Genomic DNA, 20,749 nt, shown 5'->3' on the forward strand with positions numbered 1-20,749 from the left:
CCGTGTACGGACGATGTGGACTGCATCAGCCATGCCTTGCGGCACTTGGATGTCATTACAGTCGCCACGTCATCGGCGGGGCACTTCATTCCGGCAGCACATGCGTGCGTTCCGGCAAGACAAGAACGATAACCGGCAGCGGCATGCGCAATTCCGGCAGATTGCCGGAAACGTGCATGGCGGGCGGCGGCAGCGCAGGCAAAGGGATGAAACGATCAGGCGGGGCTGCCGATCTGGGCCGGCGCACGCATCAGCGTGTCGCGCGGCAGCTCGCCGAACACGCGCCGATAGTTGTCGGCAAACCGCGACAGATCCCACAGGCCACAGCTGAGCGCCACCGCCTTGACCGACTTGCGGCTCGAGTCTGCCATCGACAACCCACGGCAGGCCGCGCACAGGCGCAGCATCGACAGATAGCGGTTTGGCGAGGTGCCGAACAAGTCCTCGAAAGCGTAGCGCAGGGCGCGCTCACTGACGCCTGCGGCGTCGCAGATTTCATGCATGTAGATATAGCGACGCAGGTTGAGCCGCATGAAATTCTCGGCGCGCTGCGCGATCAGGTAATGCGCACGGCGGGCGCGCGTATTGGATGGCCGGTCCTCGCTGCCGGCGCCCAGCAGTGCATGGATGTGCGCGTGCAACACCGATTCCACCGCATCGGCAGGCAGCAGCCCGCCCGGTTGGGCCAGGTGTTCGTGCAGGTCGGCATAGCGCTGCGGCAGCGCCGACCCGCCAGGTGCGCAATCCACGTTGAACAGCGACAGCGCCTGCCCCGACGGCAACGTGTTGCGCAGGCTGAGTTCGGTCAGCTTGCGCTGCACGCGCTGCATCGGCGCCAGCAGCAGGCTCAGATGCGTACCCGCGCTAAGCGTGAACTCGCTGATGCCCTCCGGCAGCACGGTGACGGCCATGCCAGCACTGAGTGGGATGCCGTGGCACCAGCTTTGACCTTCCTCGGTGGCGTGGATGAAGCCCAGCAGGCACCAGTCCTGCGGCAGCATGAAGCGCCCACGGAAATGGAAGCCGCACTGCGCGGTGCAGAACAGGGCCTCGTCGTGCACGCGCGAATGCAGGCTCGCGCGCGGACCGTTGCCGTCCAGCAGGACCATCTCCAGGTCGCAGACGCGCAGCACGCCGCTCAGCGTGGCCAGGTCATAAGGCCTGAGCGCGCCGTCGCCGTTGTCGTCCACTACACCATCTACCATGACAGTGATGCCCCCTTGCGCCTGGATGCGCGCGACGCCGGTCAAACCGGCTGCGCCCGTTTCGTCCTGAATGTCCTCGGCCAATGCCCTGCATAAACCCGCCACCGGCCGCCAGCGCGGCAACGGGAAACAATGAAATGTCCTTCCTGCATATTGCGCGCGGGTCGACGCCCGATTATCGATGCGCATTTTCGGCAAGTATGCATGAACTCGCCGGAAGGTAAACCCACCGCCGCAGCGGGCTCTGCGCGTGAAGAAAACACCTTGAAACAGCTTGGAACGGTCTAAATTACGCGTCAGAAATCCGTCATCACTCTCTCATCACGCTATAAACACACCTCTTTCACTTTATAAACATTAAATGTTGGTCAACGCCCACGCATGGATAAAGGGCGAGCCGCAGCGGTTAAAGTCGAACGCATCGCTGCCTATGATTGAATTGAATACTGTTGATCGCGCCGGACTTTCCGGCAGGCACGCATCCCGGCAGTTCCATGGCGGAAACCGGGTATGCACGACAGGGGGAAGCAATGCAGACGCTCAGGGATGTGACGCTGTTCCCAAATCAACATGCGCTGGCGAAGACGCCGCGCGGTGCGACGCTGCCTGCTCCGCCCTTCCCGCACATGGCCTGCCTGGCAATGCCCAGGTAGGCCTGCGGCCGCAGGCGCGGCCGCTTCCTGCGCACGGAGCGCGCAGGCCACAGGATGGATCCGGCGGAGCCGGAGATCCCCCATCCATACGCAGGCAGTCCCATTGATTGACCGGAACAGGGAGTAGACCGTCATGAAAGCCTCCATCCGCAGTTTCCTCGCCGAAGAAGACGGCGTCACCGCGCTCGAATACGGCATCCTCGCCGCCGTGATCGCCGGCGTCCTGGTGGTCGCCGCGAAGACCGGCCTCAGCGATATGTTCACCTCGCTGTTCGCCAAGCTCAAAACACTGGTTGAAAGCGCCGGCGGTGGCAGCGCCCCGTCGACCGGCTGATCGGCGCCGCGCTCCCGCAAGCACTGCGACTGCAGGCTGTGCGCCTGCGGCGATGCCAACGGTTTACCGCTGTTCCCCGGTTCGATGCGCTATCACGGAGGACCCATCGGATGTCACTGCTGCCCGTCCTGGCCCTGCTGCTGAGTGCACAGGTCGCGATCAGCGACCTGTATGCGCGGCGCGTGTCCAACCGCTGGCTGTCGTGCGTCGGCGCGACCGCACTGGGATGGCTGCTGTGGACATGGGGCAGCGGCGCGGGCACGTTCCCAGGCACGCATCTGGCCGGCCTGGTGGTGGGTCTGGCAGCGCTGCTGCCGTTCTACCTGCTGGGCTGGATGGGCGCCGGCGACGTGAAGTACTTCGCCGTACTTGGCCTGCTGCTGGGCGCCCCGGCGCTGTTGCCGATCTGGGTGATCAGCAGCCTGATGGCCGGTGCGCATGCGTTGTGCGTGCTCCTCGCGCCCGGCCTGCGCGCCACGCTGCCGTTGCGTGCGCAATGGCTGCATGCACGCGCACAGCAGCACTGGCAGGCGCGCCCGACGGCTCGCCGCATCCACGCCTCGCGACAGGGCCGGGTCGGCATTCCGTACGCGGCCTACCTTGCCTTCACCACGCTGGGCTTCATCGCCTGGAGCACCTACGGAGCAGGCCCATGAGCCGCCATACCCTCCATCGCACCGACCGCGCGCGACAGCGCGGCGTGGTCACCATCGAATTCGCCTTCATGCTGATCCTGGGCCTGGTGCCGTTGCTGATGCTCACCTACACCGGGGTGATGATCATGGCCGCCCAGCAGACCCTGGCCCTGGCCTCGGCCGAAGGCGCGCGCGCCTCGCTGCGCTATGCCAGCACCAGCGAGCGCCGGGTCGCCGCCTGTCAGGCCGCACAGCGCTCGATGCAGTGGCTGTTGAATTTCGCCGGCCAACCGGCCAACTGCAGTACCGCCGGCGCGCCGCCGATCGTGGTCTCCGCACCGGCGCCCTGCGCAGGGCTGGCCAGTGCGCAGTGTATCCAGGTGTCGGTGAGCTACGACTACAGCAGCAAACCCTTCCTGCCCGGCACCGGCCGCGTCTACGGCTGGCTGATCACCCAGCCGATCCGCAGTACTGCGGTGGCCCAGCTCGACCTGGGCACGCCGTGATGCGACGCGCCCCTTGCCCGGAGTCTGCATGCTCAAGTTGACCCGCATCGCCGCTGTCGCATTGATCGCGCTGGCGCTGGTGCTGGCGCTGGTGGCGTTTCTGGTCAGCCGGCGTCCGGCGCAGAGCGTGGCCGCGCCAGCGCCCCAGGTGGATGGCCAGCCGCAGCACTGGCCGGTGGTGGAAGCCGCTACCCGCCTGCCCGCCGGCCGCCCGATCGCCGCATCGGACCTGCGCATCGGCGCGGCCCCGCAGGCACCGGTCGGTGGCTACGCAAACATCGCCGACGCCTCCGGCGCGGTGCCGGTGCGTGATATCGCCGCCGGCACCGCCTTGAACAGCGCGCTGATGGCGCAGGGTTATGCCCTCCGGCTCAATCCGGGTGAGCGCGCGCTGGCGGTGCCGGTGGACGAACTGGTCGCCGCCGGCAACCGCATCCTGCCCGGTGACTATGTCGATGTGTTCCTCAACCTGCGCGCGCCGCCGGGCATGAACACCGACGGCCAGGCGCAGGCACGGCTGCTGCTGTCGCGGCTGCGCGTGCTCAGCTACGGCGCCGCCGACAGCGCGCCTGGCCAGCCCAGCACCGCGGCCAACGACGCCGCACCGGGCGCCAACGACAGCCGCGCACAGGACATCCAGGGAGCGTCCGCGTCCAGTGGCAGCAACAGCGGCAACAGCACCAACGCGCCCATCCGCAGCGCGGTGCTGGCCGTGCCGGTGGCCGAGGCCAACCGCCTGTTGCTGGGTGCGCAGCAGGGCCGGTTGTTCCTGGCACTGCGCAATCCGGCCGATGTCGGCCAGCCCGACCAGAGCCTGTTCGCCCAGCCCGGCGGCGTACTCGACGCGCGACGCGAGCTCAGCCCGGAACAACGCCTGGCGCTGCAGTCGCCGGAGAACGATGCCTACGCCGGCATCGACAGCGACGCGTTGGCCGGCCGCGCGACGCACGCCGCGCGCGCGCCGATGCCGGTCCGTGCCAGCGCACCGCGGGCCACCCCGCGCCTGGATCGCGGTGTCGAAATCATCCGCGGCGATGTTTCCTCCCACAGCCGCTCGCCCTGAGCACGACCGAGAGACTCCATGACGCCCTGCAATGCCCGTCTGCACCGCACCTCACGTCATTGGCCGGCGCGCCTGCTGCTGGCGCTGCTGCTGGGCACCTGCCCGGTGCTGGGCATGGCCAACGCCGATGTGGTCCTGCAGACGCGCGAGCAACGGCCGTGGACGCTGCCGGCCGATCTGGAGCGGGTAGCCATCGCCGATCCCAGCGTGGCCGACGTGGTGATGTTGAGCGGCAAGCGCCAGGCGCTGCTGGTGGGCAAGGCGCCAGGCACCACCACCCTGCTGGTGTGGCGCCGCCAGCAGAGCGAGCCGCAACGGATGCAGATCGATGTGCGCAGCGCGGTCCAGGGGGCGCTGCCGCCGTCGCAGGACCTGCAGCTCACGCTGCAGGATGGCCAGGGTCTGCTGCAAGGGAGTGCGGCAGACCTGCTGGACCATGAGCAGACCCGCAAGGCCGCCAGCATGGCGCTGGGCAAGGACGGCCAGCTCGCCGATGCGTCCACGATTGCCAGTGGCGGTGTGGTCCAGGTGGAGGTCAAGGTGGTGGAGTTCAACAAGTCGGTGCTGCGGCAGATCGGGATGAGCTTTGCCAACAAGAACTTCAGCGGCAGCAATGGATTTTTCTACGGCATCAGCAGACCCGGTGGGACCTTGCCGGGCGTAGTCCCGATCGGCACCGACCCCGACGTGCCGGTAGTCAACAACCCGTTGTCCTCCGCGTTCGGGCTGGTGTTCAAGTCGCTCACCCATGGCTGGGATGCCAACATCGACCTGCTGCAGAGCAACGGCATGGCGCGCGTGCTGGCCGAACCTACCTTGGTCGCCCTGTCCGGTCAGAGCGCCAGCTTCCTGGCCGGTGGCGAGCTGCCGATCCTGGAACCGCAGGGTCTGGGCACCACCACCGTCACCTTCAAGCCGTTCGGCATCGGCCTGACCGTCACCCCGACCGTGCTCGGTCCGAACCGGATCGCGCTCAAGGTCGCCCCGGAAGCCAGCGACCTCAATTACGCTGCGGGTGTCTCCTACAACGGTGTGCAGATCCCCTCCATCACCACCCGTCGCGCCGACACCACCGTGGAACTGGGCGATGGTGAGACCTTCGTGATCGGTGGGCTGGTCAGCAACACCGTCAGCTCCAACGTCGACAAGATTCCGCTGCTGGGCGACCTGCCGATCATCGGCGCGTTCTTCCGCAGCCTGAGCTACAAACGCGAGGAGAAGGAACTGGTGATCATCGTCACCCCGCGCCTGGTGCAACCGCTGGCCCGCGACACCGTGGTGCCGCTGCCGGGGGACCGCGAAGCCAAGCCGAACCTGCCGGTGTGGGGTGCCTGGCTGCTCAGCCCGGCCTCGTCCGACCAGCTGCCCGGCTTCTCGCGCTGAGCCGATGCCAGGAGCCCGCCCCGCATGTCCTCCGCCTCGATCCCGCTGTTGCACCCGATGGCGCCGCCGATGACTCTGGTGCTGGTCGCCCCCAACCGTGACCTGCTGGCAGCGCTCGGCGCCAAGCTGCCGGTCGGCACCCGCGTGGAGTGGGAAGACAGCCGCGGCTCGACGCTCGCGCTGGATGTGTATCGGCGCAACGGCACCTGCATCGTGCTGCTGGATTTCCGCCGCGAACAGGCGGTCGCAACCACCGATCTGACCCGGCATCTGCAACGCACGCTGCCCGATCTGTCACTGGTGGCGGTTGGCTCCACCGCCCCGGACCAGCTGGATGGCGTAGTGGCCGCGCTGCGCGCAGGCGTGCGCGACATCCTCGACCTTGACGCGTCCACCGCCGACATCGATGCCGTCTTGCGCCGCGCCGGCGGCAGTGCGCCGGTCCGCAGCGTGGCGCCCGAACCGGCGCACAAGGCGCGGCTTGTGCTGGTGCTGGGTGTACGCGCCGGCGTGGGCAGCAGCACCCTGGCCGCCCATGTGGGCGTGCTGGCGCAACAGCTCGGCCATCCCGGCGCCACGTCCAGTACCGACCCCGATCCGTCCCAGCACGACAACAGCCTGCTGCTGCTCGACCTGGGCCAGCCGGCGGGCGACGCGGCGCTTTACCTCAACCTGGACAGCCAGTTCCATTACGACGATGCGCTGCGCAACGCCAATCGCATCGACGCCACCCTCGCCCGCACCGCGATGACCCGACATCCGGGTGGGCTGGCGTTGCTCGGTCAACCGGCCGGCAGCGATACCGGCCCCATCGCCGATCCCGCCGTGCTGGTGCAGCGCCTGCGCGGCGTGTTCGACACGGTGCTGTGCGATCTCGGCGGCGCACCCGTGCGACAGATCCCGCGCTCGCTGCTCAACAGCGCCGAGGACATCTGGCTCGTCGCCGACCAGGCGATCGGCACACTGGTGTCGCTGGACCTGGCGCTCAAGCAGCTCGAAGCGCTGGGCGGGCGCGATGGTCGCCTGCACCTGGTGATCAACCGCCACGACGAAGCCGGCGGGCTGGCACCGGCGCAGATCGCAGAACGCTTCGGCGTGCCGCTGCTGGCCACCCTGCCCGACTGCCACCGCCTGCGCAGCAGCGCCAACCACGGCCACCTGCTACTTCAGGATGCGCCGCGCGATCCGTACCTGCGTGCCCTCACCCCCCTGCTGGCGCGACTGGACCCGGCCGTTGCCGACGCCCTGCCGCGCGGGTGGCGGGAAAAACTCGTCCTCCGCCTGAGTGGTCTCCCATGGAAGACAAAGTGACCCCGTTCGCCCCCCTGCATGCGCGCGCCGAGGCCATCGCCCCGGTGGACACGGCGCCGCCCCCCTTCGCGCAGTCCGACGAGTACCAGAAGGTGCTCGTCGCCGCGCATGAGCACCTGCTCAACAGCATCGAGGACGAGCGCATCGACATCGATGCGTGGGCCCCGGACACCGTGGCGCGCTACGTGCACACCCAGACCGCGATCTTCGTGCAGGAGTGGCGCATCCCGGTCAACGAGGCCGAGATGGAGGTGGTGGCCGGCGCACTGGTCAAGGAATTGACCGGCTTCGGTCCGCTCGACGACCTCCTGCATGACCCGAGCATCGAAGACATCCTGATCAACGGCTACAAGGACATCCATGTCTCCCAGGGCGGGCGCCTGGTGCGCGCCACCCAGCGCTTCAGCGATGACAGCCACCTGCTGCGCATCCTGCGCCGCATCCTCGCCCCGCTGGGGCGGCGCCTGGACGAATCCAACCCGATGGTCGATGCGCGCCTGCCCAACGGCGGCCGCCTCAACGCGATCATCTCCCCGCTCGCGGTGGATGGCCCGATGGTGTCCATCCGCAAGTTCCGCAAGGATCCGTTCACTCCCGACGAACTGCTGCGCATGGGCACCTTCGACCGCCCGATGCAGGCGCTGCTGCACGCGATGGTGCTCGGCCGCTGCAATATCCTGGTCTCCGGCGGCACCAGTTCGGGCAAGACCTCGCTGCTCAACGCATTGGCCAGCTACGTACCGGGCGACGAGCGCGTAATCACCGTGGAAGACACCGCCGAACTCTCGCTCAACCACCCGCACGTGGTGCGCCTGGAAAGCCGTATCGGCGGTGCCGATGGCCAGGGGGCGGTGAGCATCCGCGACCTGGTCCGCAACAGCCTGCGCATGCGCCCGGACCGGATCGTGGTCGGCGAAGTGCGTGGGGCCGAAGTGCTGGAAATGCTGCAGGCGATGAACACCGGCCACGACGGTTCGATGGCCACCATCCACGCCAACTCCCCGCGCGACTGCCTGTACCGCATCGAGATGCTGGCCGGCTTCGCCGGCTTCCAGGGCAGCGAGGACAGCCTGCGCCGGCAGATCGCCAGCGCCATCGATTTCATCGTGCAGATCTCCCGCCTCGGCAGCGGTAGACGCGTGCTGGTGTCGATCACGGAAATCACAGGGGTCAGCGACAACCTGATCAGCACCCAGGAAATGTTCCGCCACGAAATCCAGCTCGACGCCGACGGCAAGGAGCACGACCGCTGGGTCGGGCTGGGCTTCCATCCGCATTCGCACAAGCTCGAGCCGTTCCGGCGCCAGTTGCGCGAAGCACTGGACGGAGCTTACTGAGCATGGTCACGGTGCTGCTGCTGTGCAGTGCGGCGCTGGTGCTGGTGGCGGTAGCCATCGAGCTGTGGTGGGGCGCGGGCCGCCGCGAACGCCAGCGCGCCTCGCTGCAGCACACCGAACAGCGCCTGGCCGCCAACCCGGCCACGCCGGTACTGGCCGGCATGCCGCCGCGGCCAGCCAACGCAGCACCGTTGCCGACCGTAACCGCGCGACCCGACGCGCTGCCGTGGGATGCGCTGCTGCAACGTGCCGGGCTGCGGCCGGGCTGGCGCCTGCCGATCCTCTGGCTGCTGGGTGGCATCGCGCTGGCCTGGTTGGCGGCAGCACGCATCGGCACCGCCTGGATGTGGCCGATCGCCTTCGGCCTGTATGCGCTGCTGCTGGGGCTGTGGGTGTCGCGCCGCATCCTCGGCCTGCAACGCCGCCTGCTGCGGCAGCTACCGGACTTCCTCGACAACCTGGTGCGCCTGACCGGACTCGGCAACAGCCTGCAGATGTCCTTCCAGACCGCCAGCCAGCAGGTGCCGATGCCGCTGCGCGGCCTGCTCGATGAGACCCTGTCCGGCACCCGCAGCGGCCTGGACCTGGACCGCGCCCTCAGCCAGGCCGCTCAGCCCTACCGGCTGGACGTGCTGGACGTTCTCGCCGTAGTGCTCGGGGTGAGCATCCGCATCGGCGGGCGCTCGGACCAGATCCTGCAGCGCATGAGCGACTTCATGCGCGACCTGGACCAGGCCCGCCAGGAGCTGATGGCCACCACCTCCGAAACGCGCATGTCGGCCTGGGTGCTCGGCCTGCTGCCGCCGCTGTCGGCGCTGCTGATGGCCATTGTCAGTCCGGACTTCTTCGAGCCGATGCTGCAGGTGCCACTGGGCCACCGCATTCTCGGTGCAGCCCTGTTGCTGGAACTGATCGGCGGCTTCCTGCTGTATCGCCTGGCCCGTTCGCTATGAGCGCCGGCACCTTGCTGATCGCCGCGTTGCTGCTGCTCGCCCTCGGGCTCGGCCTGCTGGGCGTGGCCGGGCTGTGGCTCACGGGCCAGCAGAACCGCACGGCCGCCACCCTGCAGAGCGCACTGCGCAACCGCGACGCCGGCCCGCGTGAACCCGCCAGCCCGACCACAGCGGCGCCCGCGCCGGAGACCGGTCCGCGCGGCTGGGCGTGGCTGGCCACGCTGGGCGAGCGCTTCAACGGTGGCCGCCTCGAAGCGGCCCTGCTGGCCCCGGAAGATCGCCTGCTGCTCGACCAGGCCGGCTGGCATACCCGCGCCGGCACGGCCACCTTCCTGGCGCTGCGCCTGCTGCTGGCCGTGCTGTGCCTGCTGCTGGCCATGGCCTTCCACAGCGGCGACGGCCTCAGCCGGATCGTGGTGATGATCGTGGCGCTGGGAGTCGGCGTACTGCTGCCCAAGTTCGCGCTGCGTGCCTGGGCCACGCGCCTGCGCAAACGCGTGTCGGCCGAACTGCCGTTGCTGATCGACCTGCTGCGCCTGCTGCAGGGCGTGGGTTTCAGCATGGACCAGAGTCTGCAGACCCTCGGCGACAAACTGCGCAGCGCCATCCCGGTGCTCGGCCGCGAAATCCAGCAGGCCAATATCGCCTACATGCACGGGCGCACACGTCAGCAATCGCTGCGGCGGCTGGCCGAGTCGTTTGATGACGAAGACCTGCGCAGCCTGGTGCAGCTGATGCTGCAGGTCCACGAACACGGCGGCGCGGTGCAGGAGCCGCTGCGCCAGTTCAGCGTGCGCCTGCGCGAACAGCGCCGTTCAACGCTCAAGGAAAAGGTCGGCAAGCTCTCGGTCAAGATGACCGTGGTGATGATGCTGACCCTGCTGCCGGCACTGATGCTGGTGTTGTCCGGCCCGGCGATCATCGCCCTGGCCAATGCCGTGAACCGTCTGGGGTGAAGACCATGCCGATCCAACCGCGCCACTGCTGGTTGCTGCTCATCACGCTGGCCGCATGCACCGCCTGCGGCTCGGCGCACAACGCCTACCGTCCCGATCCGCTCAGTCTGGCACCGCTGGAATCGCCCCCGCAGGACGACAAGCGCATGTACCTGGACCTGATCGGCCAGATGCAGCGCCAGGGCGCCTACTTCGCCTCGCTGGCGCACGTGGACGCCTACCGCCAACGCTATGGCGACACGCCTGCATTGCGCCTGCTGCAGGCCGATGGCCTGCGTGAAACCCAGCAGGTGGAGGCCGCACGGGCCATCTATACCAGCCTGACCAATGGTCCCCAGGGCGCCGCCGCCTGGCACGGCCTGGGCCTGATCGCCGCACGGGCCGGTGATGCTGCCCAGGCCGAAACAAGCCTGGCGCGTGCCGTGCAATTGCAACCGCTCAACACCGACTACCTCGGTGACCTCGGCTTTGCACGGCTGCGCGCCGGGCAGCTCGGGCAGGCGCGCGAGCCCCTGGCCAAGGCCGCCGAGCTGGCCCCGGGCAATGTAAAAGCAAACGCCAACCTGGCGGTATGGGCACTGCTGCGCAACGACACTGCGATGGCCGAGCAGATCATGCGCAGCGCTGCCCTGCCGCAGGGCGCACGCGACGAAGTGCAGCGTCTGGCCCAGCAGTTGCGGATGGCACCCATCGCCAGTGCGCCGCCTGCCACCGCAACACCGGTCACGATCGCCGAGGTGCCGCGCACGCGCACACCGGTTGCCGCCGGTGCACCGCGCACGCCACGCGCCGATGCGCGCCTTGCCCCGTCGATGCTGGAACGCTTCGGCGGCATCGACCCCGCCACCGAGAGCACGCCATGACCGCCTTCGCTCCCCCTGCGCTGCGTATCGCCCTGGCCGCTACGTGCCTGCTCGCCTGTACCGTGGCCGGCGCCCAACAGCGCCCGCTGACCGGGCAGATGCTGGGCGATACCGCTCCGCCTCGCACGGAGATGGCCGCGACACCGCCCGCACCACCGGTACCGCCCCCGTACGAACCGCTGCTGCCGCCCCTGCCCCCGACCGACCCGCTGCCACTGCCGATACCGGATCGACCGCAGATCGGCGACACCACCCGTGCGCTGCTGCAGCTGCAGGCGCGTGGCAGCCATGCCGGCGCGCACCTGCCGATGCTCGGCGACCAGGCCTCGCTCAGCTACGCACGCTACCTGCAGAGCTTCACCCACCCCATCCCGGAGTTCCTCGACACCAGCGTGCGCAAACAGGTCACTGGTGACGGCAACGGAGAGTGACCCCATGAATACCCACGCCCGTCAGCGCGGCGGCATGTCGGTGACGATGATGCTGGTGATGCTCGGCCTGGTGACGATGCTGGGCCTGGTCGAAATCGGCTATCTGTACTGGGCCAAGCGCGACGTGCAGAAAATCGCCGATCTGTCCGCGCTGGCCGGCGCGCAGCGGCTGGACCTGTGCAGCGCCGACCGCGCCGACAACAGCGCCGCGCGCAGCAACGCCGTACAGGCCAACCGCTTCCCCGGCACGCTCAGCGTGCGCTGCGGCGACTGGAATCCCACCCACACCACCGCCGACCACTTTGTCGACAGCGCCGCCAGCGCGCCCGTCAACGCGGTCAAGGTCAGTGCCGAGCGCCCGGTGCTGCCGTTCTTCGGCCAGACCGGCGGATTGCCGCAGGTCCGCGCGCAGGCGGTCGCCACGCGGGCGCCACCGCTGGCGGTGTTCAGCGTCGGCTCGCAGCTGCTGCGGGCCAACGGCAACACCCCGCTGGGCGGCGTCCTGAAACTGGTCGGCGTCGATCTGGACCAGACCACCCTGCTCGGTTACGACGGCCTGGCCCAGGCCAGGATCACCCCCGGCGGCCTGCTCAAGGCACTGGGCATTCCAGTGGATGCCAACATCAGCATCGGCGACTTCAACGCCCTGCTGGCCGCGCACAAGGTATCGCTGGGCCAACTGCTCGATGCCACCGCCAGCGTGCTCAGCCAGAGCGGGGTGACCCATGTGGACCTGCGCGCGCTCAAGGACGCACTGGCGGCCAAGCTGGATATCAACCAGCTCAACCTGCAGCTGGGCAGCAACGCCGAGGGCAGCGGCCTGTTCGGCAGCATCGTCGGCCCGGACGGCCCGGCCTCGGCCGCGCTGCAGGCCAAGGTCAACGCACTGGACCTGATCACCACCAGCATCAGCATCGCCAACAGCGGCAAGGGCGTAGCGGTCAACAACCTCAACGTGCTCGGCCTGGTCCAGGCCAAGGCCGCCATCATCGAGCCGCCGTCGATCGCGATCGGCGGGGTCGGCACACGCGCCTACAACGCGCAGGTCCGGGTCAACCTGGACATCGACAGCAACAATCTGCTGCTGGGCATCGGCAAGGTGCTGGGCCTGCTCGGCATCCGCCTGCGCCTGCCCGTATATGCCGACGTCACCAACGCAATGGGCACCCTGACCAGCCTGCAATGCGCCGCGCAGCCGGCCACCGCCAGCATCCGGGTCGAATCCTCGGTGCTGCGCGCCTGCGTCGGCAAGGTGGCCGACAGTGCCAGGTTCTCTACCCGCAATGTCTGCGATGCCAGCCTGCAGAACGAACAACTGCTCACCCTGCTCGGCGCGCCGCTGATCAACGACCAGATCAAGCTCAACGCCCTCACCCATGATGAAACCGTGACCCTGTCGCCGGGCGAAACCAGGTCGACCTGGATCAACGGCGCGCAGATCGGCAATGCCGTCACCGACCTGGTGCGCGAGTTGCTGCGCGTGCTCAGCGGCATGCTCAACCCGGCCGCCAAGGGCATGGGCAATGGCGATACCGCCACCCAGCTGGCCGACCAGTTTCTCAAGGCCGCCAATACGGGCAATGCCCGCTATGACGTGGACAGAACCATCGCCCTGCTGCGCAACGGTTCGGTTGCGCAGGGCATCGAGCCCTTCGGCGACTGGCAGGTTGCCAAAGGCGTGCCCTACGCCTGCCCACCGCTGGGTCTCACCACCTGCTACAAGGACGGCGCGGCCTGGGACGGGTATCGCGCGGTGGTGACCGGACAGGGCCTGGGGGTGCTCGACGGTCTGCTCGGCACGCTGCTCGGTGGCCTGGCGATCAACCGCTGCAGCGGCCTGGTCAGCGTGTTGCTGAGCTACAACAACTGCCTCAAGAGCAACCTGGCCTCCTACCTGCAAACCGCGCCCAGCGGCATGCTCGACGCCTACCAGGGCAGCGGCAGCATCACCGACCCGGGCACCAACGCGGTGGCCTGCAGCGGCCTGCTGTGCACCCTGCTGCGGCCGGTGCTGGAAGGCCTGCTCAAGCCGCTGCTCAACGGCGTCGGTACCCTCCTCACCCAGACCCTCGCGCTGGTGCTGGGCCTGGAACTGGGACGCACCGACGTGCACCTGCAGGCGGTGCAGTGCAACCCGGCCCAGCTGGTCTATTAAGCCTGGCGCAGTGCTGTCTGCGCGGCACGGGCTGCATGCTAGACTTCTGTGGGGACTGGGATTTCACAGACGAACTTTCACCGATTGAGCCATTCTGGACGGCCTGATGATGCGAGCGAGAAAAGGGGTTGTATCCACCGGCCGGACCATCCTGGCTGGCAGTCTGGTGTTGCTGTCGCTGAGCATGGTGCCGCAGGCACTGGCCGCGCGCGCGCCCAAGGGTGAGCCCGCCGAACCGGCGCGCAGCGCGCCGGTGGTGCGCAACAGCGTGGACGAACTGCGCCAGCTGATGGATTCGCAGCAGCTCACCGAGCTGCGGACCACCTACAACGGCAGCTACGGCGCCAGCCTGCTGTTCAATACCGCCACGCTGCAGTATTACGCCGCGCTGTTCCACGACAAGGATTTCTGGCGCGTCATCAAGACCGACTCGGTCGACAACGCCGAAAAGGTCTACCGCACCTTCGTGCAGCAGACCGAAGAACTGGCCCAGGTGTATATCGACACGACCCGCCTCGAAGCCGGCAAGCGCTACACCGAAAACCTGGTCGCCTACAACGAACAGCGCCTGCGCAGCCTGCAGCAGGAAGCCGATCTGCAGCGCCAGCAATCGCTGCAGGTCAGCAGCTCGATCCAGCAGGCCAAGCAGCAGGCCGTGTCGCTCAGCACCGACCTGCGCAGCACCCACAGCCAGTTGGACGCCCTGAACCAGCGCATCCAGGCACTGCAGGCCCAGCAGGGCAACCCGGAGCTGTCGCTGCCGCCGCCGGAGGCCAGTGCCCCGGTGTCCCCGGCACCGGCTGGCGAGACCGGCAACCCGTAAGCCAGGCGGCTCCCTGCATCGCAGGGAGCCTACCCCGAACGCGCGCCACTGCCGCGTTTCCCCGCGTGTCCGTCGCCTTCCCCCTGCAACGCCCTATCCATGCAGCCCGTTCCGACACGCTCGGCTGGGTCATCGCCCGGCGCACCGGCAAGCCGGTCTCCACGCTGCTGTCCGAGCGCATCTGGCAACGCCTGGGGCCCGAGCAGGACGCCTATTACACGGTCGATTCCACCGGCACGCCGTTCGCCGGCGGTGGCTTCAACGCCGGTCTGCACGACCTGGCCCGACCCGACCGCCAAGGTGGTGATTGCCCGCTTCGGCTCGCACCCCATCGCAGGCAACGCGGCCAATGATCCGACGACCCTGCCTGCCTTCGATGCGCTGGCGCACTACCTGATGTCCCGGCCGGTGCAACGCACGCCTTGAGCGAGCGGCCGCTCAACGGCACGCGCGGTAGACGCGGTCGTCCATGCGCCGGCTCAGCGCGAAGCTGCGTTTCATCCCCGCCCTGGTGTACGCCGTCTCGCGCTGGCGTCGCGCGGTTGCGCAGGCCTGCGGCCGATGATGCCGCGAGATGACTGCGCCGGGCGGTGCCCGCGCGCGTCGCTTCGGCGCGGCACCGTCGCGGTGCCGCGTGCGTGAATGGCGGTGGTGGTGCGGCGGTGCGCGTTGTGCGTCCAGTGCACGTTTGCGCGCCTGCAGTTCGCGCCGGATCGCCTCGATCCGGGCCGCATGCCGGCGTTCGGCTGGCACCACATCGACCTCCCACGCCTGTTCGGCCTGGCCGGCGGCGCATGCATGGCGCTGGAACGTGGCCACGCCATCGACGCGGCATTTGTGGATCTGCTGCACCTCTGGCGTGGGCGTGGGCGCCGGTGTCGCTGCACCAGCAGGTGTCACGGCAGACACCCATAGCCAGAAACAGAGCGTCGGCAGTGCGGTGGATCGCGATGGCATCGGCAGTCTCCCTGACCTGCCGCCAGCATCCTGCGCACGCACCGCAGCTACCGCGACCCACGTGGCATTCCATCCGCGGCAAGCCATGCACCTACCACGACACGCGGACTACCCGACATCGAACATCGCGCCGCTCACCCTGCGACCCGGTACTCCAGCACCTCATCGCCCAGATCATCGATTTCCCCGGTCGGCCGCCACCCCAGGTGACGATAGAAGCCGTGCGAGCGCACCGCCGGATCGGCCGCGCACCCCAGGAACAGGCGCTCGAAACCCCAGCCGCGGAAGTCCTCCACCGTCCGTGCCAGCAAGGCTTTGCCGATGCCCTTGCCTTCCCAGTCCGGCAGCAGCGCCAGCACGATGATTTCGCCAGTGTCGCGATCGCCGAAGCAGTAGCCGACCATGCACCCGTCGGCCTCGGCCACGTGGCCGGGAAACGCACCCTGCGCGATGCCGTCCGCCCAGCTCTCCACGGTGATGCCCAACGCGGCCAGCTGCGCGGCCGAGAAGGCGTTCTCACGGGTGCGCCCGCGCAGGTCGATGCAGTGGGCAGCGTCATCGGCGATGGCGGTGCGGTAAGTGATGGGCATGCAGGCGCCTCCTGGCGGGTCATTCGAACGCGGACGATAGCGCAGATGACGCGTTCCAGCCGGTTCACTGTCGCAATGCGCCGCGCGCGGGCCTGCGATGCCGCTGCCACCCATGGCATCCTGAGCAGGCTGCCCCTCTCGCGTCACGGAACCCCGCATGCGTCCCACCACTGAATTCTGGCGTGATCCGTCACTGCCCCATGTCGAGAGCCGCCGCGCCTGCGACAGTCGCGCCTGCTATCGACCACACAGCCACGACACGTTCTCCATCGGCGCGGTGGATGCCGGGCGCAGCGTCTTCAGCGGCGCGTCCAGTGGCTCCCGGGTGCTGCAGGCGGGCAGCGTGGTCGCCGTTCCCGCTGGCTGTGTGCACGCCTGCAATCCGATGCCCGGCCATGCCTGGAGTTACCAGATGCTGCATCTCGATGCAGACTGGTTGGGCAGTCTCCGCGACGAATCATCGCCGCCGCCATCGACCCGACACCTTGGGGTGGTCCACGTCTCGGACGACCGTACCCGCTATCGCGACTACTGCACGCTCAACACCCTGTTGTTCTCCGACGCGGCGGTCGAAGAAAAGGACGCCGCGCTGATCGCGTTCGTCGGCGATCTTGAGCAGCCACCGGGTACGCCCGTTGCTCTGGGGTCCGACGTGGCGTCACTGCATCACCGCCTGCAGCCGGCGATGGCGCAGCTGCGTGGGCAGTTGTCGCGTACGCCCCCCTTGGCCGAGCTGGCGACCGCGGTCCACATGAGCCGCTATCAACTGATCCGCGCCTTTCGCCGCGCCACCGGCCTGACCCCGCATGCCTGGCAGATGGACCAGCGCATCCGGCAGGCGCGCCTGCAACTGCGCGACGGCGAAGCAATGGCCAGCGTCGCCCACGGCCTGGGCTTTGCCGACCAGAGCCATTTCCAGCGTGTGTTCAAGGCACATGCGGCAACCACGCCCGGCCACTATCGGCGCTGAGAACGCGCAATTACGTTCAATACCGGACCGGCAGCGAACGCCACACTGGCCGCCCGTTGCCTGCCTGTACCGGATTGAATGGAACAGTTCCTGATTATCGCCAGCGTGCACTTCCTCGCCCTGCTCTCGCCCGGGCCGGACTTTTTCCTGGTCGCGCGCACGGCCATCGCACGCGGCTGGCGCACGGCCAGCGGTGCCTGCGCAGGCATCGCGCTGGGCAATGGCGTGTTCATCGGTGCCGCGTTCGCCGGCCTGGCCATCCTGCGCGTCGACAGCGCAGCCTTCGTCGCGGTGCAGCTGGTGGGCTGCGCATTCCTGATCTACCTGGGCGCGGTGTTTCTGCGACATGCCGGCGGCAGTGGGCGGGTGCAGTTGCGTGGCACGGCGCAGGCCGGCGCGACCGCCTCTGCCGGCGGCTGGTGGAAAGCCGCCGGACTGGGTGCGCTCTCGGCCCTGTTGAACCCGAAGAATGCGTTGTTCTACGCCACCCTCGCCGCGATGCTGCAGGGACCGGCCACCGGCACCGGCGCAAAGCTGTTCTATGCCGGCTGGATGTTCAGCGTCGTGCTGCTGTGGGACCTGCTGGTCGCTACGGTGATCGGGCACCCGGCGGTGCTGCGCCGGTTCGCGCGCGCACTGCCCTGGCTGGAGCGGACGACCGGCGTGGTCCTGATCGCCCTGTCGGTGTCGATCCTGGTGTCGCTGGGATGGCCATGGCTGGCGCACCCGCGCTGACCCTGCGTGCAGAAAGGCCCGGCAGATGCCGGGCCTTTCTGGGGTTACGTCATGGCCTCGATCACAGGAACCGGTAATCGAACTCCAGCCACAGCTGGCGACCGTACGGATCGTAGTTGCCCACCGGGTAGAACGGCCAGCCGCCGCCGTTCCTGTCTGCCGGTGGACGGCTGTCGCGCAGGTTGTTGACGATCAGGCCGACGCTCGCGTTGTCGCTGAGCTTGCGGTACACGCTGGCGTTGTAGGTCATGTAGGGCGCGATGCGACCACTGCCGTCGGTCTTGGGCAGCGAGCCGTAGCGGATGCCGTACAGGGTGGCGGTCCAGTCGTTGATCGCCCAGGTCACGCTGCCGTTGACCTTGCTGCGCCACTGGTAGGAATCCAGCGAATTGCGCTGGTCGGTCGCCTCGTCCTCGGCGAACTGGCGGTATTCGTGATCGATCACCAGCGAGTAGGCCAGGCGCGCGGAGAACTGGCCGTATCGGCCGGCATCCCAGCGCGTGTTCGCCTTCAGGTCGATGCCGCGCACCGACTCGGACGCGGCGTTGATCGGGTTGATCAACACGCGCACCACCTGGTTGGGCTGCACCGCGGCGTCGGCCGGGTTGCGGATCACCCGCGACAGCGCGTCCTGGCACTGTGCCGAGTTGATGTCGCGCGCTTCCCCGCCCACGGTCTGGCCAAGCCGGCAATCGGCCTCGTCGCGCAGGATCCGCGAGGAATCCAGATTGGTCACTTCCTGGTCGATGCGGATGTCGTAGTAATCGGCGGTGAAGTCGACATTCGGCGAGGGCGACCACACAAACCCGGCGCCGTAGGACTTGGCCGTCTCCGGCTGCAGCTGCGGGTTGGCGCCGCTGGTGTAGTCGATGGACAGGCCGCTGTAGTCGCAGTCGTCATAGGCCTGGCCGGCACTGCGGCAGCGCCAGTAGTCGGTCATGCCCGGGTTGTAACCCCGGGTTTCGCTGGCGAAGACATAGTTCATGTCCGGCGCACGGAAACTGGTCGCCGCGCTCGCGCGCAGCAGCAGGGTGTCGAACGGGCGGAACTCCAGGCCGGTACTCCAGGTAGCCTTGCCGATGTGGTCGCCGGCCGCGCGGTACTGGTCGTAACGACCGGCCACGGTAGCGGTCAGGCGCTCCAGCAGCGGCAACTGCAGTTCCACGCCGGCCGCATAGCGGTCACGCTCGCCGCCGGCCGGGATGCCGGCGCTGGTGTTCCAGAACTCGCCGGTGGCCAGGCGCGGGTCCGGCCGGTTGTTGTAACCCTGGCTGCCTGCTTCCAGCACCGCCGCCAGCGCGGCACGTCCGCCGGGCAGGTCGAACAGCTGGCCATTGACGCTGAAGGTGGCCGCCTGCAGCCACGCGGCGTTGCGGCTTTCCTGGGTGGTGGACAGATCGTCGTATTCGTTCGGGGTCAACGGCTGGTACAGCCGCGCCGGGTCCGGGGCATACACGTCCACGCCGTTGCGGGTGCCCAGCTTCGGGCCGAGCAGGTAGTCGTTGATGCCGGCCAGCAGCACCGGGCGGCGCGTGCGGTTTTCGTAACGCGAACGGCTGTAGGCCGCTTCGTAGTCCCAGTCCGAGCCGCCCAGGCTGCCGCGTGCGCCCACGTTGAACGACCATGAGGTTTCCAGGAACCGGTTGGCATTGCGCTGCACGCCACCGATTTCTTCCGGCGCGAAACGCCGATACCAGCTTTCCAGCTGGCCGCTGTTCTGGTTGTAGAAATAGTTGCGCGAGGAGGTCCAGCTGGGCGCGCGGGTGTTGTTGTAGATGCGCGCGGTGCCGATGGCCATGTCGGCGAACAACTCCTGGCGGTCGTTGAGGTGCCAGGTCAACGCGCTGTAGGCATCGATGTTGCGCTTCTCGGTCTGCACGGTCCAGAAGGTGGCCGCGGCCTCGTTGCTGCCGCAGTACGCGCCCTGGCGCGGGTTCTGCGCGCGGAACACGCTGCCGCCATACAACCCGGCACTGGCATCGCAGCCCGCCAGGCCGGGATCGATGTAGGTGCCGGTGCTGGCGTTGCGACGGTAGGCCACCGCCGTGGCCAGCGGCGTCACGCCGCGCGGATCGTCGGTGAGCGAGTCCATGAAGTCGCGCTGCGAGCCGTAGATCGCCTTGCGGTTGGCAATTTCCAGGCCGAAGATCGCGTCCCACTCGTCGGTCGAGCTGCCGCCCACCACCTGCAGGCGCTGGTTGTCGCCGCCGCCCTGGTCGGTGGTGCCGGCCTTGAGGTTGATGCCCACCCCTTCATAGGACTTCTTCAGGATGATGTTGACCACGCCGGCAATCGCATCCGAGCCGTACACCGCCGAAGCGCCGCCGGTGAGCACCTCGATGCGGTCGATCAGCGCGCTGGGGATGTTGGCCAGGTTGACCACGTTGACCGAGCCTTCGTAGGCCAGCGGGTAGTCGGACTGGCGGCGGCCGTTGACCAGCACCAGCGTGCGGTTGGGGCCGAGACCGCGCAGGTTGATGGTGTTGGCGGCCGGGGTGAAGGTGTTGCCGAAATCCTCACCCTGCACGCTGCCGGTGTTTTCAGTCAGTGCGCTCAGCGCCTCGAAGGCACTGCGGTAGCCCTGCGCCTCGATCTGCTCCTGGGTGATCACGGTGACCGGCGACGGCCCTTCCACGCTGGCACGCGGAATGCGCGAGCCGGTGATCTTCACCGCTTCCAGTTCGGTGGGGGCGGCGCCGTCGGCGGCAAGCGCCAGCGGACTGATTCCGAGCAGGGGCAACAGGGACACGACCAGGGGGCGCAGGCGCAACGGACGACGGAGCAGAGACATGCAGGTTCCAGATTGGGAGAGTCGCTCCGGTGCGGGCAAGCCATTGCCGCAGGGAGTCCGGAGGGCGGGCCAGTCTGCTGAATGGGGACCTGCCCGGG

Annotated in this window: 20 protein-coding genes; 16 read left to right on the top strand and 4 right to left on the bottom strand. The window is 68.3% G+C overall.

The window, feature by feature from the left end:
* Positions 1 to 215: 215 nt before the first annotated feature.
* A complete protein-coding gene (locus NR101_RS00800; protein ID WP_256774218.1) occupies positions 216 to 1,205 on the bottom strand; it encodes a helix-turn-helix domain-containing protein in 990 nt (329 codons plus the stop codon).
* Positions 1,206 to 1,991: 786 nt separating this feature from the next.
* On the opposite strand from NR101_RS00800, the gene NR101_RS00805 reads away from it, so the two are divergent.
* The 14 genes from NR101_RS00805 (at position 1,992) to NR101_RS00870 (ending at position 14,961) form a co-directional block, all read left to right on the top strand.
* A complete protein-coding gene (locus tag NR101_RS00805; protein ID WP_256774217.1) occupies positions 1,992 to 2,192 on the top strand; it encodes a Flp family type IVb pilin in 201 nt (66 codons plus the stop codon).
* 110 nt (positions 2,193 to 2,302) lie between these two features.
* Positions 2,303 to 2,848, top strand: coding sequence for a prepilin peptidase (locus NR101_RS00810; protein WP_256774216.1), 546 nt, complete (start codon positions 2,303 to 2,305; stop codon positions 2,846 to 2,848).
* Entirely contained in the window at positions 2,845 to 3,333 is a 489-nt protein-coding gene (locus NR101_RS00815) for a pilus assembly protein (RefSeq protein ID WP_256774215.1), read from the top strand. Before NR101_RS00810 ends, NR101_RS00815 begins: the two co-directional genes overlap by 4 nt.
* Positions 3,334 to 3,361: 28 nt before the next feature.
* Entirely contained in the window at positions 3,362 to 4,396 is a 1,035-nt protein-coding gene (gene cpaB / locus NR101_RS00820) for a Flp pilus assembly protein CpaB (protein WP_256774214.1), read from the top strand.
* Positions 4,397 to 4,510: 114 nt separating this feature from the next.
* The gene (locus NR101_RS00825; RefSeq protein ID WP_256774369.1) at positions 4,511 to 5,779 is read left to right on the top strand and encodes a type II and III secretion system protein family protein; all 1,269 of its coding nucleotides are present in this window, start codon (positions 4,511 to 4,513) and stop codon (positions 5,777 to 5,779) included.
* A gap of 24 nt (positions 5,780 to 5,803) precedes the next feature.
* Positions 5,804 to 7,090: a fimbrial protein gene (locus tag NR101_RS00830; protein ID WP_256774213.1), complete on the top strand. Its 1,287-nt coding sequence runs from the start codon at positions 5,804 to 5,806 to the stop codon at positions 7,088 to 7,090.
* Positions 7,075 to 8,427, top strand: coding sequence for a CpaF family protein (locus tag NR101_RS00835; RefSeq protein ID WP_256774212.1), 1,353 nt, complete (start codon positions 7,075 to 7,077; stop codon positions 8,425 to 8,427). The genes NR101_RS00830 and NR101_RS00835 overlap by 16 nt, the downstream gene beginning before the upstream one ends.
* Before the next feature lie 2 nt (positions 8,428 to 8,429).
* Positions 8,430 to 9,380 carry a type II secretion system F family protein gene (locus NR101_RS00840; protein ID WP_256774211.1) on the top strand — a complete coding sequence of 317 codons (951 nt, stop codon included), beginning with the start codon at positions 8,430 to 8,432 and terminating at the stop codon, positions 9,378 to 9,380.
* Complete coding sequence (locus NR101_RS00845) at positions 9,377 to 10,336, top strand: type II secretion system F family protein (protein ID WP_256774210.1); 960 nt, start codon at positions 9,377 to 9,379, stop codon at positions 10,334 to 10,336. Before NR101_RS00840 ends, NR101_RS00845 begins: the two co-directional genes overlap by 4 nt.
* 5 nt (positions 10,337 to 10,341) lie before the next feature.
* A complete protein-coding gene (locus NR101_RS00850; protein ID WP_256774209.1) occupies positions 10,342 to 11,199 on the top strand; it encodes a Flp pilus assembly protein TadD in 858 nt (285 codons plus the stop codon).
* Positions 11,196 to 11,630, top strand: coding sequence for a DUF3613 domain-containing protein (locus NR101_RS00855; protein WP_256774208.1), 435 nt, complete (start codon positions 11,196 to 11,198; stop codon positions 11,628 to 11,630). The genes NR101_RS00850 and NR101_RS00855 overlap by 4 nt, the downstream gene beginning before the upstream one ends.
* Before the next feature lie 4 nt (positions 11,631 to 11,634).
* The gene (locus NR101_RS00860; protein WP_256774207.1) at positions 11,635 to 13,785 is read left to right on the top strand and encodes a TadG family pilus assembly protein; all 2,151 of its coding nucleotides are present in this window, start codon (positions 11,635 to 11,637) and stop codon (positions 13,783 to 13,785) included.
* Positions 13,786 to 13,894: 109 nt separating this feature from the next.
* Positions 13,895 to 14,608: a DUF2968 domain-containing protein gene (locus NR101_RS00865; protein ID WP_256774368.1), complete on the top strand. Its 714-nt coding sequence runs from the start codon at positions 13,895 to 13,897 to the stop codon at positions 14,606 to 14,608.
* Positions 14,609 to 14,673: 65 nt separating this feature from the next.
* Positions 14,674 to 14,961, top strand: a complete 288-nt coding sequence (locus NR101_RS00870) for a hypothetical protein (RefSeq protein ID WP_256774206.1) — start codon at positions 14,674 to 14,676, stop codon at positions 14,959 to 14,961.
* Between the two features lie 85 nt (positions 14,962 to 15,046).
* Here the strand turns inward: NR101_RS00870 and NR101_RS00875 are convergent, their stop codons facing one another.
* Together NR101_RS00875 and NR101_RS00880 are read right to left on the bottom strand one after the other, a co-directional pair.
* Entirely contained in the window at positions 15,047 to 15,460 is a 414-nt protein-coding gene (locus NR101_RS00875; protein ID WP_256774205.1) for a hypothetical protein, read from the bottom strand.
* A gap of 239 nt (positions 15,461 to 15,699) precedes the next feature.
* Complete coding sequence (locus tag NR101_RS00880; protein WP_256774204.1) at positions 15,700 to 16,155, bottom strand: GNAT family N-acetyltransferase; 456 nt, start codon at positions 16,153 to 16,155, stop codon at positions 15,700 to 15,702.
* Between the two features lie 157 nt (positions 16,156 to 16,312).
* On the opposite strand from NR101_RS00880, the gene NR101_RS00885 reads away from it, so the two are divergent.
* Positions 16,313 to 17,125 carry an AraC family transcriptional regulator gene (locus tag NR101_RS00885; RefSeq protein WP_256774203.1) on the top strand — a complete coding sequence of 271 codons (813 nt, stop codon included), beginning with the start codon at positions 16,313 to 16,315 and terminating at the stop codon, positions 17,123 to 17,125.
* 78 nt (positions 17,126 to 17,203) lie between these two features.
* Entirely contained in the window at positions 17,204 to 17,860 is a 657-nt protein-coding gene (locus tag NR101_RS00890) for a LysE family transporter (RefSeq protein ID WP_256774202.1), read from the top strand.
* A 61-nt stretch (positions 17,861 to 17,921) separates the two neighbouring features.
* On the opposite strand, the gene NR101_RS00895 is transcribed toward NR101_RS00890, so the two are convergent.
* Positions 17,922 to 20,651: a TonB-dependent receptor gene (locus NR101_RS00895; protein WP_256774201.1), complete on the bottom strand. Its 2,730-nt coding sequence runs from the start codon at positions 20,649 to 20,651 to the stop codon at positions 17,922 to 17,924.
* Positions 20,652 to 20,749 lie beyond the last annotated feature (98 nt).

It is taken from the genome of Stenotrophomonas sp. Ste86 (assembly GCF_024519465.1).
Taxonomy (GTDB): Bacteria; Pseudomonadota; Gammaproteobacteria; order Xanthomonadales; family Xanthomonadaceae; genus Stenotrophomonas.

Coding starts and splice junctions, on each gene's coding strand:
- NR101_RS00850 (WP_256774209.1), top strand. CDS start 10,342: ATGCCGATCCAACCGCGCCACTGCTGGTTGCTGCTCATCACGCTGGCC.
- NR101_RS00880 (WP_256774204.1), bottom strand. CDS start 16,155: ATGCCCATCACTTACCGCACCGCCATCGCCGATGACGCTGCCCACTGC.
- NR101_RS00845 (WP_256774210.1), top strand. CDS start 9,377: ATGAGCGCCGGCACCTTGCTGATCGCCGCGTTGCTGCTGCTCGCCCTC.
- NR101_RS00835 (WP_256774212.1), top strand. CDS start 7,075: ATGGAAGACAAAGTGACCCCGTTCGCCCCCCTGCATGCGCGCGCCGAG.
- NR101_RS00855 (WP_256774208.1), top strand. CDS start 11,196: ATGACCGCCTTCGCTCCCCCTGCGCTGCGTATCGCCCTGGCCGCTACG.
- NR101_RS00815 (WP_256774215.1), top strand. CDS start 2,845: ATGAGCCGCCATACCCTCCATCGCACCGACCGCGCGCGACAGCGCGGC.
- NR101_RS00840 (WP_256774211.1), top strand. CDS start 8,430: ATGGTCACGGTGCTGCTGCTGTGCAGTGCGGCGCTGGTGCTGGTGGCG.
- NR101_RS00810 (WP_256774216.1), top strand. CDS start 2,303: ATGTCACTGCTGCCCGTCCTGGCCCTGCTGCTGAGTGCACAGGTCGCG.
- NR101_RS00825 (WP_256774369.1), top strand. CDS start 4,511: ATGGCCAACGCCGATGTGGTCCTGCAGACGCGCGAGCAACGGCCGTGG.
- NR101_RS00865 (WP_256774368.1), top strand. CDS start 13,895: ATGCGAGCGAGAAAAGGGGTTGTATCCACCGGCCGGACCATCCTGGCT.
- cpaB (WP_256774214.1), top strand. CDS start 3,362: ATGCTCAAGTTGACCCGCATCGCCGCTGTCGCATTGATCGCGCTGGCG.
- NR101_RS00800 (WP_256774218.1), bottom strand. CDS start 1,205: ATGGTAGATGGTGTAGTGGACGACAACGGCGACGGCGCGCTCAGGCCT.
- NR101_RS00885 (WP_256774203.1), top strand. CDS start 16,313: ATGCGTCCCACCACTGAATTCTGGCGTGATCCGTCACTGCCCCATGTC.
- NR101_RS00890 (WP_256774202.1), top strand. CDS start 17,204: ATGGAACAGTTCCTGATTATCGCCAGCGTGCACTTCCTCGCCCTGCTC.
- NR101_RS00895 (WP_256774201.1), bottom strand. CDS start 20,651: ATGTCTCTGCTCCGTCGTCCGTTGCGCCTGCGCCCCCTGGTCGTGTCC.
- NR101_RS00860 (WP_256774207.1), top strand. CDS start 11,635: ATGAATACCCACGCCCGTCAGCGCGGCGGCATGTCGGTGACGATGATG.
- NR101_RS00830 (WP_256774213.1), top strand. CDS start 5,804: ATGTCCTCCGCCTCGATCCCGCTGTTGCACCCGATGGCGCCGCCGATG.
- NR101_RS00805 (WP_256774217.1), top strand. CDS start 1,992: ATGAAAGCCTCCATCCGCAGTTTCCTCGCCGAAGAAGACGGCGTCACC.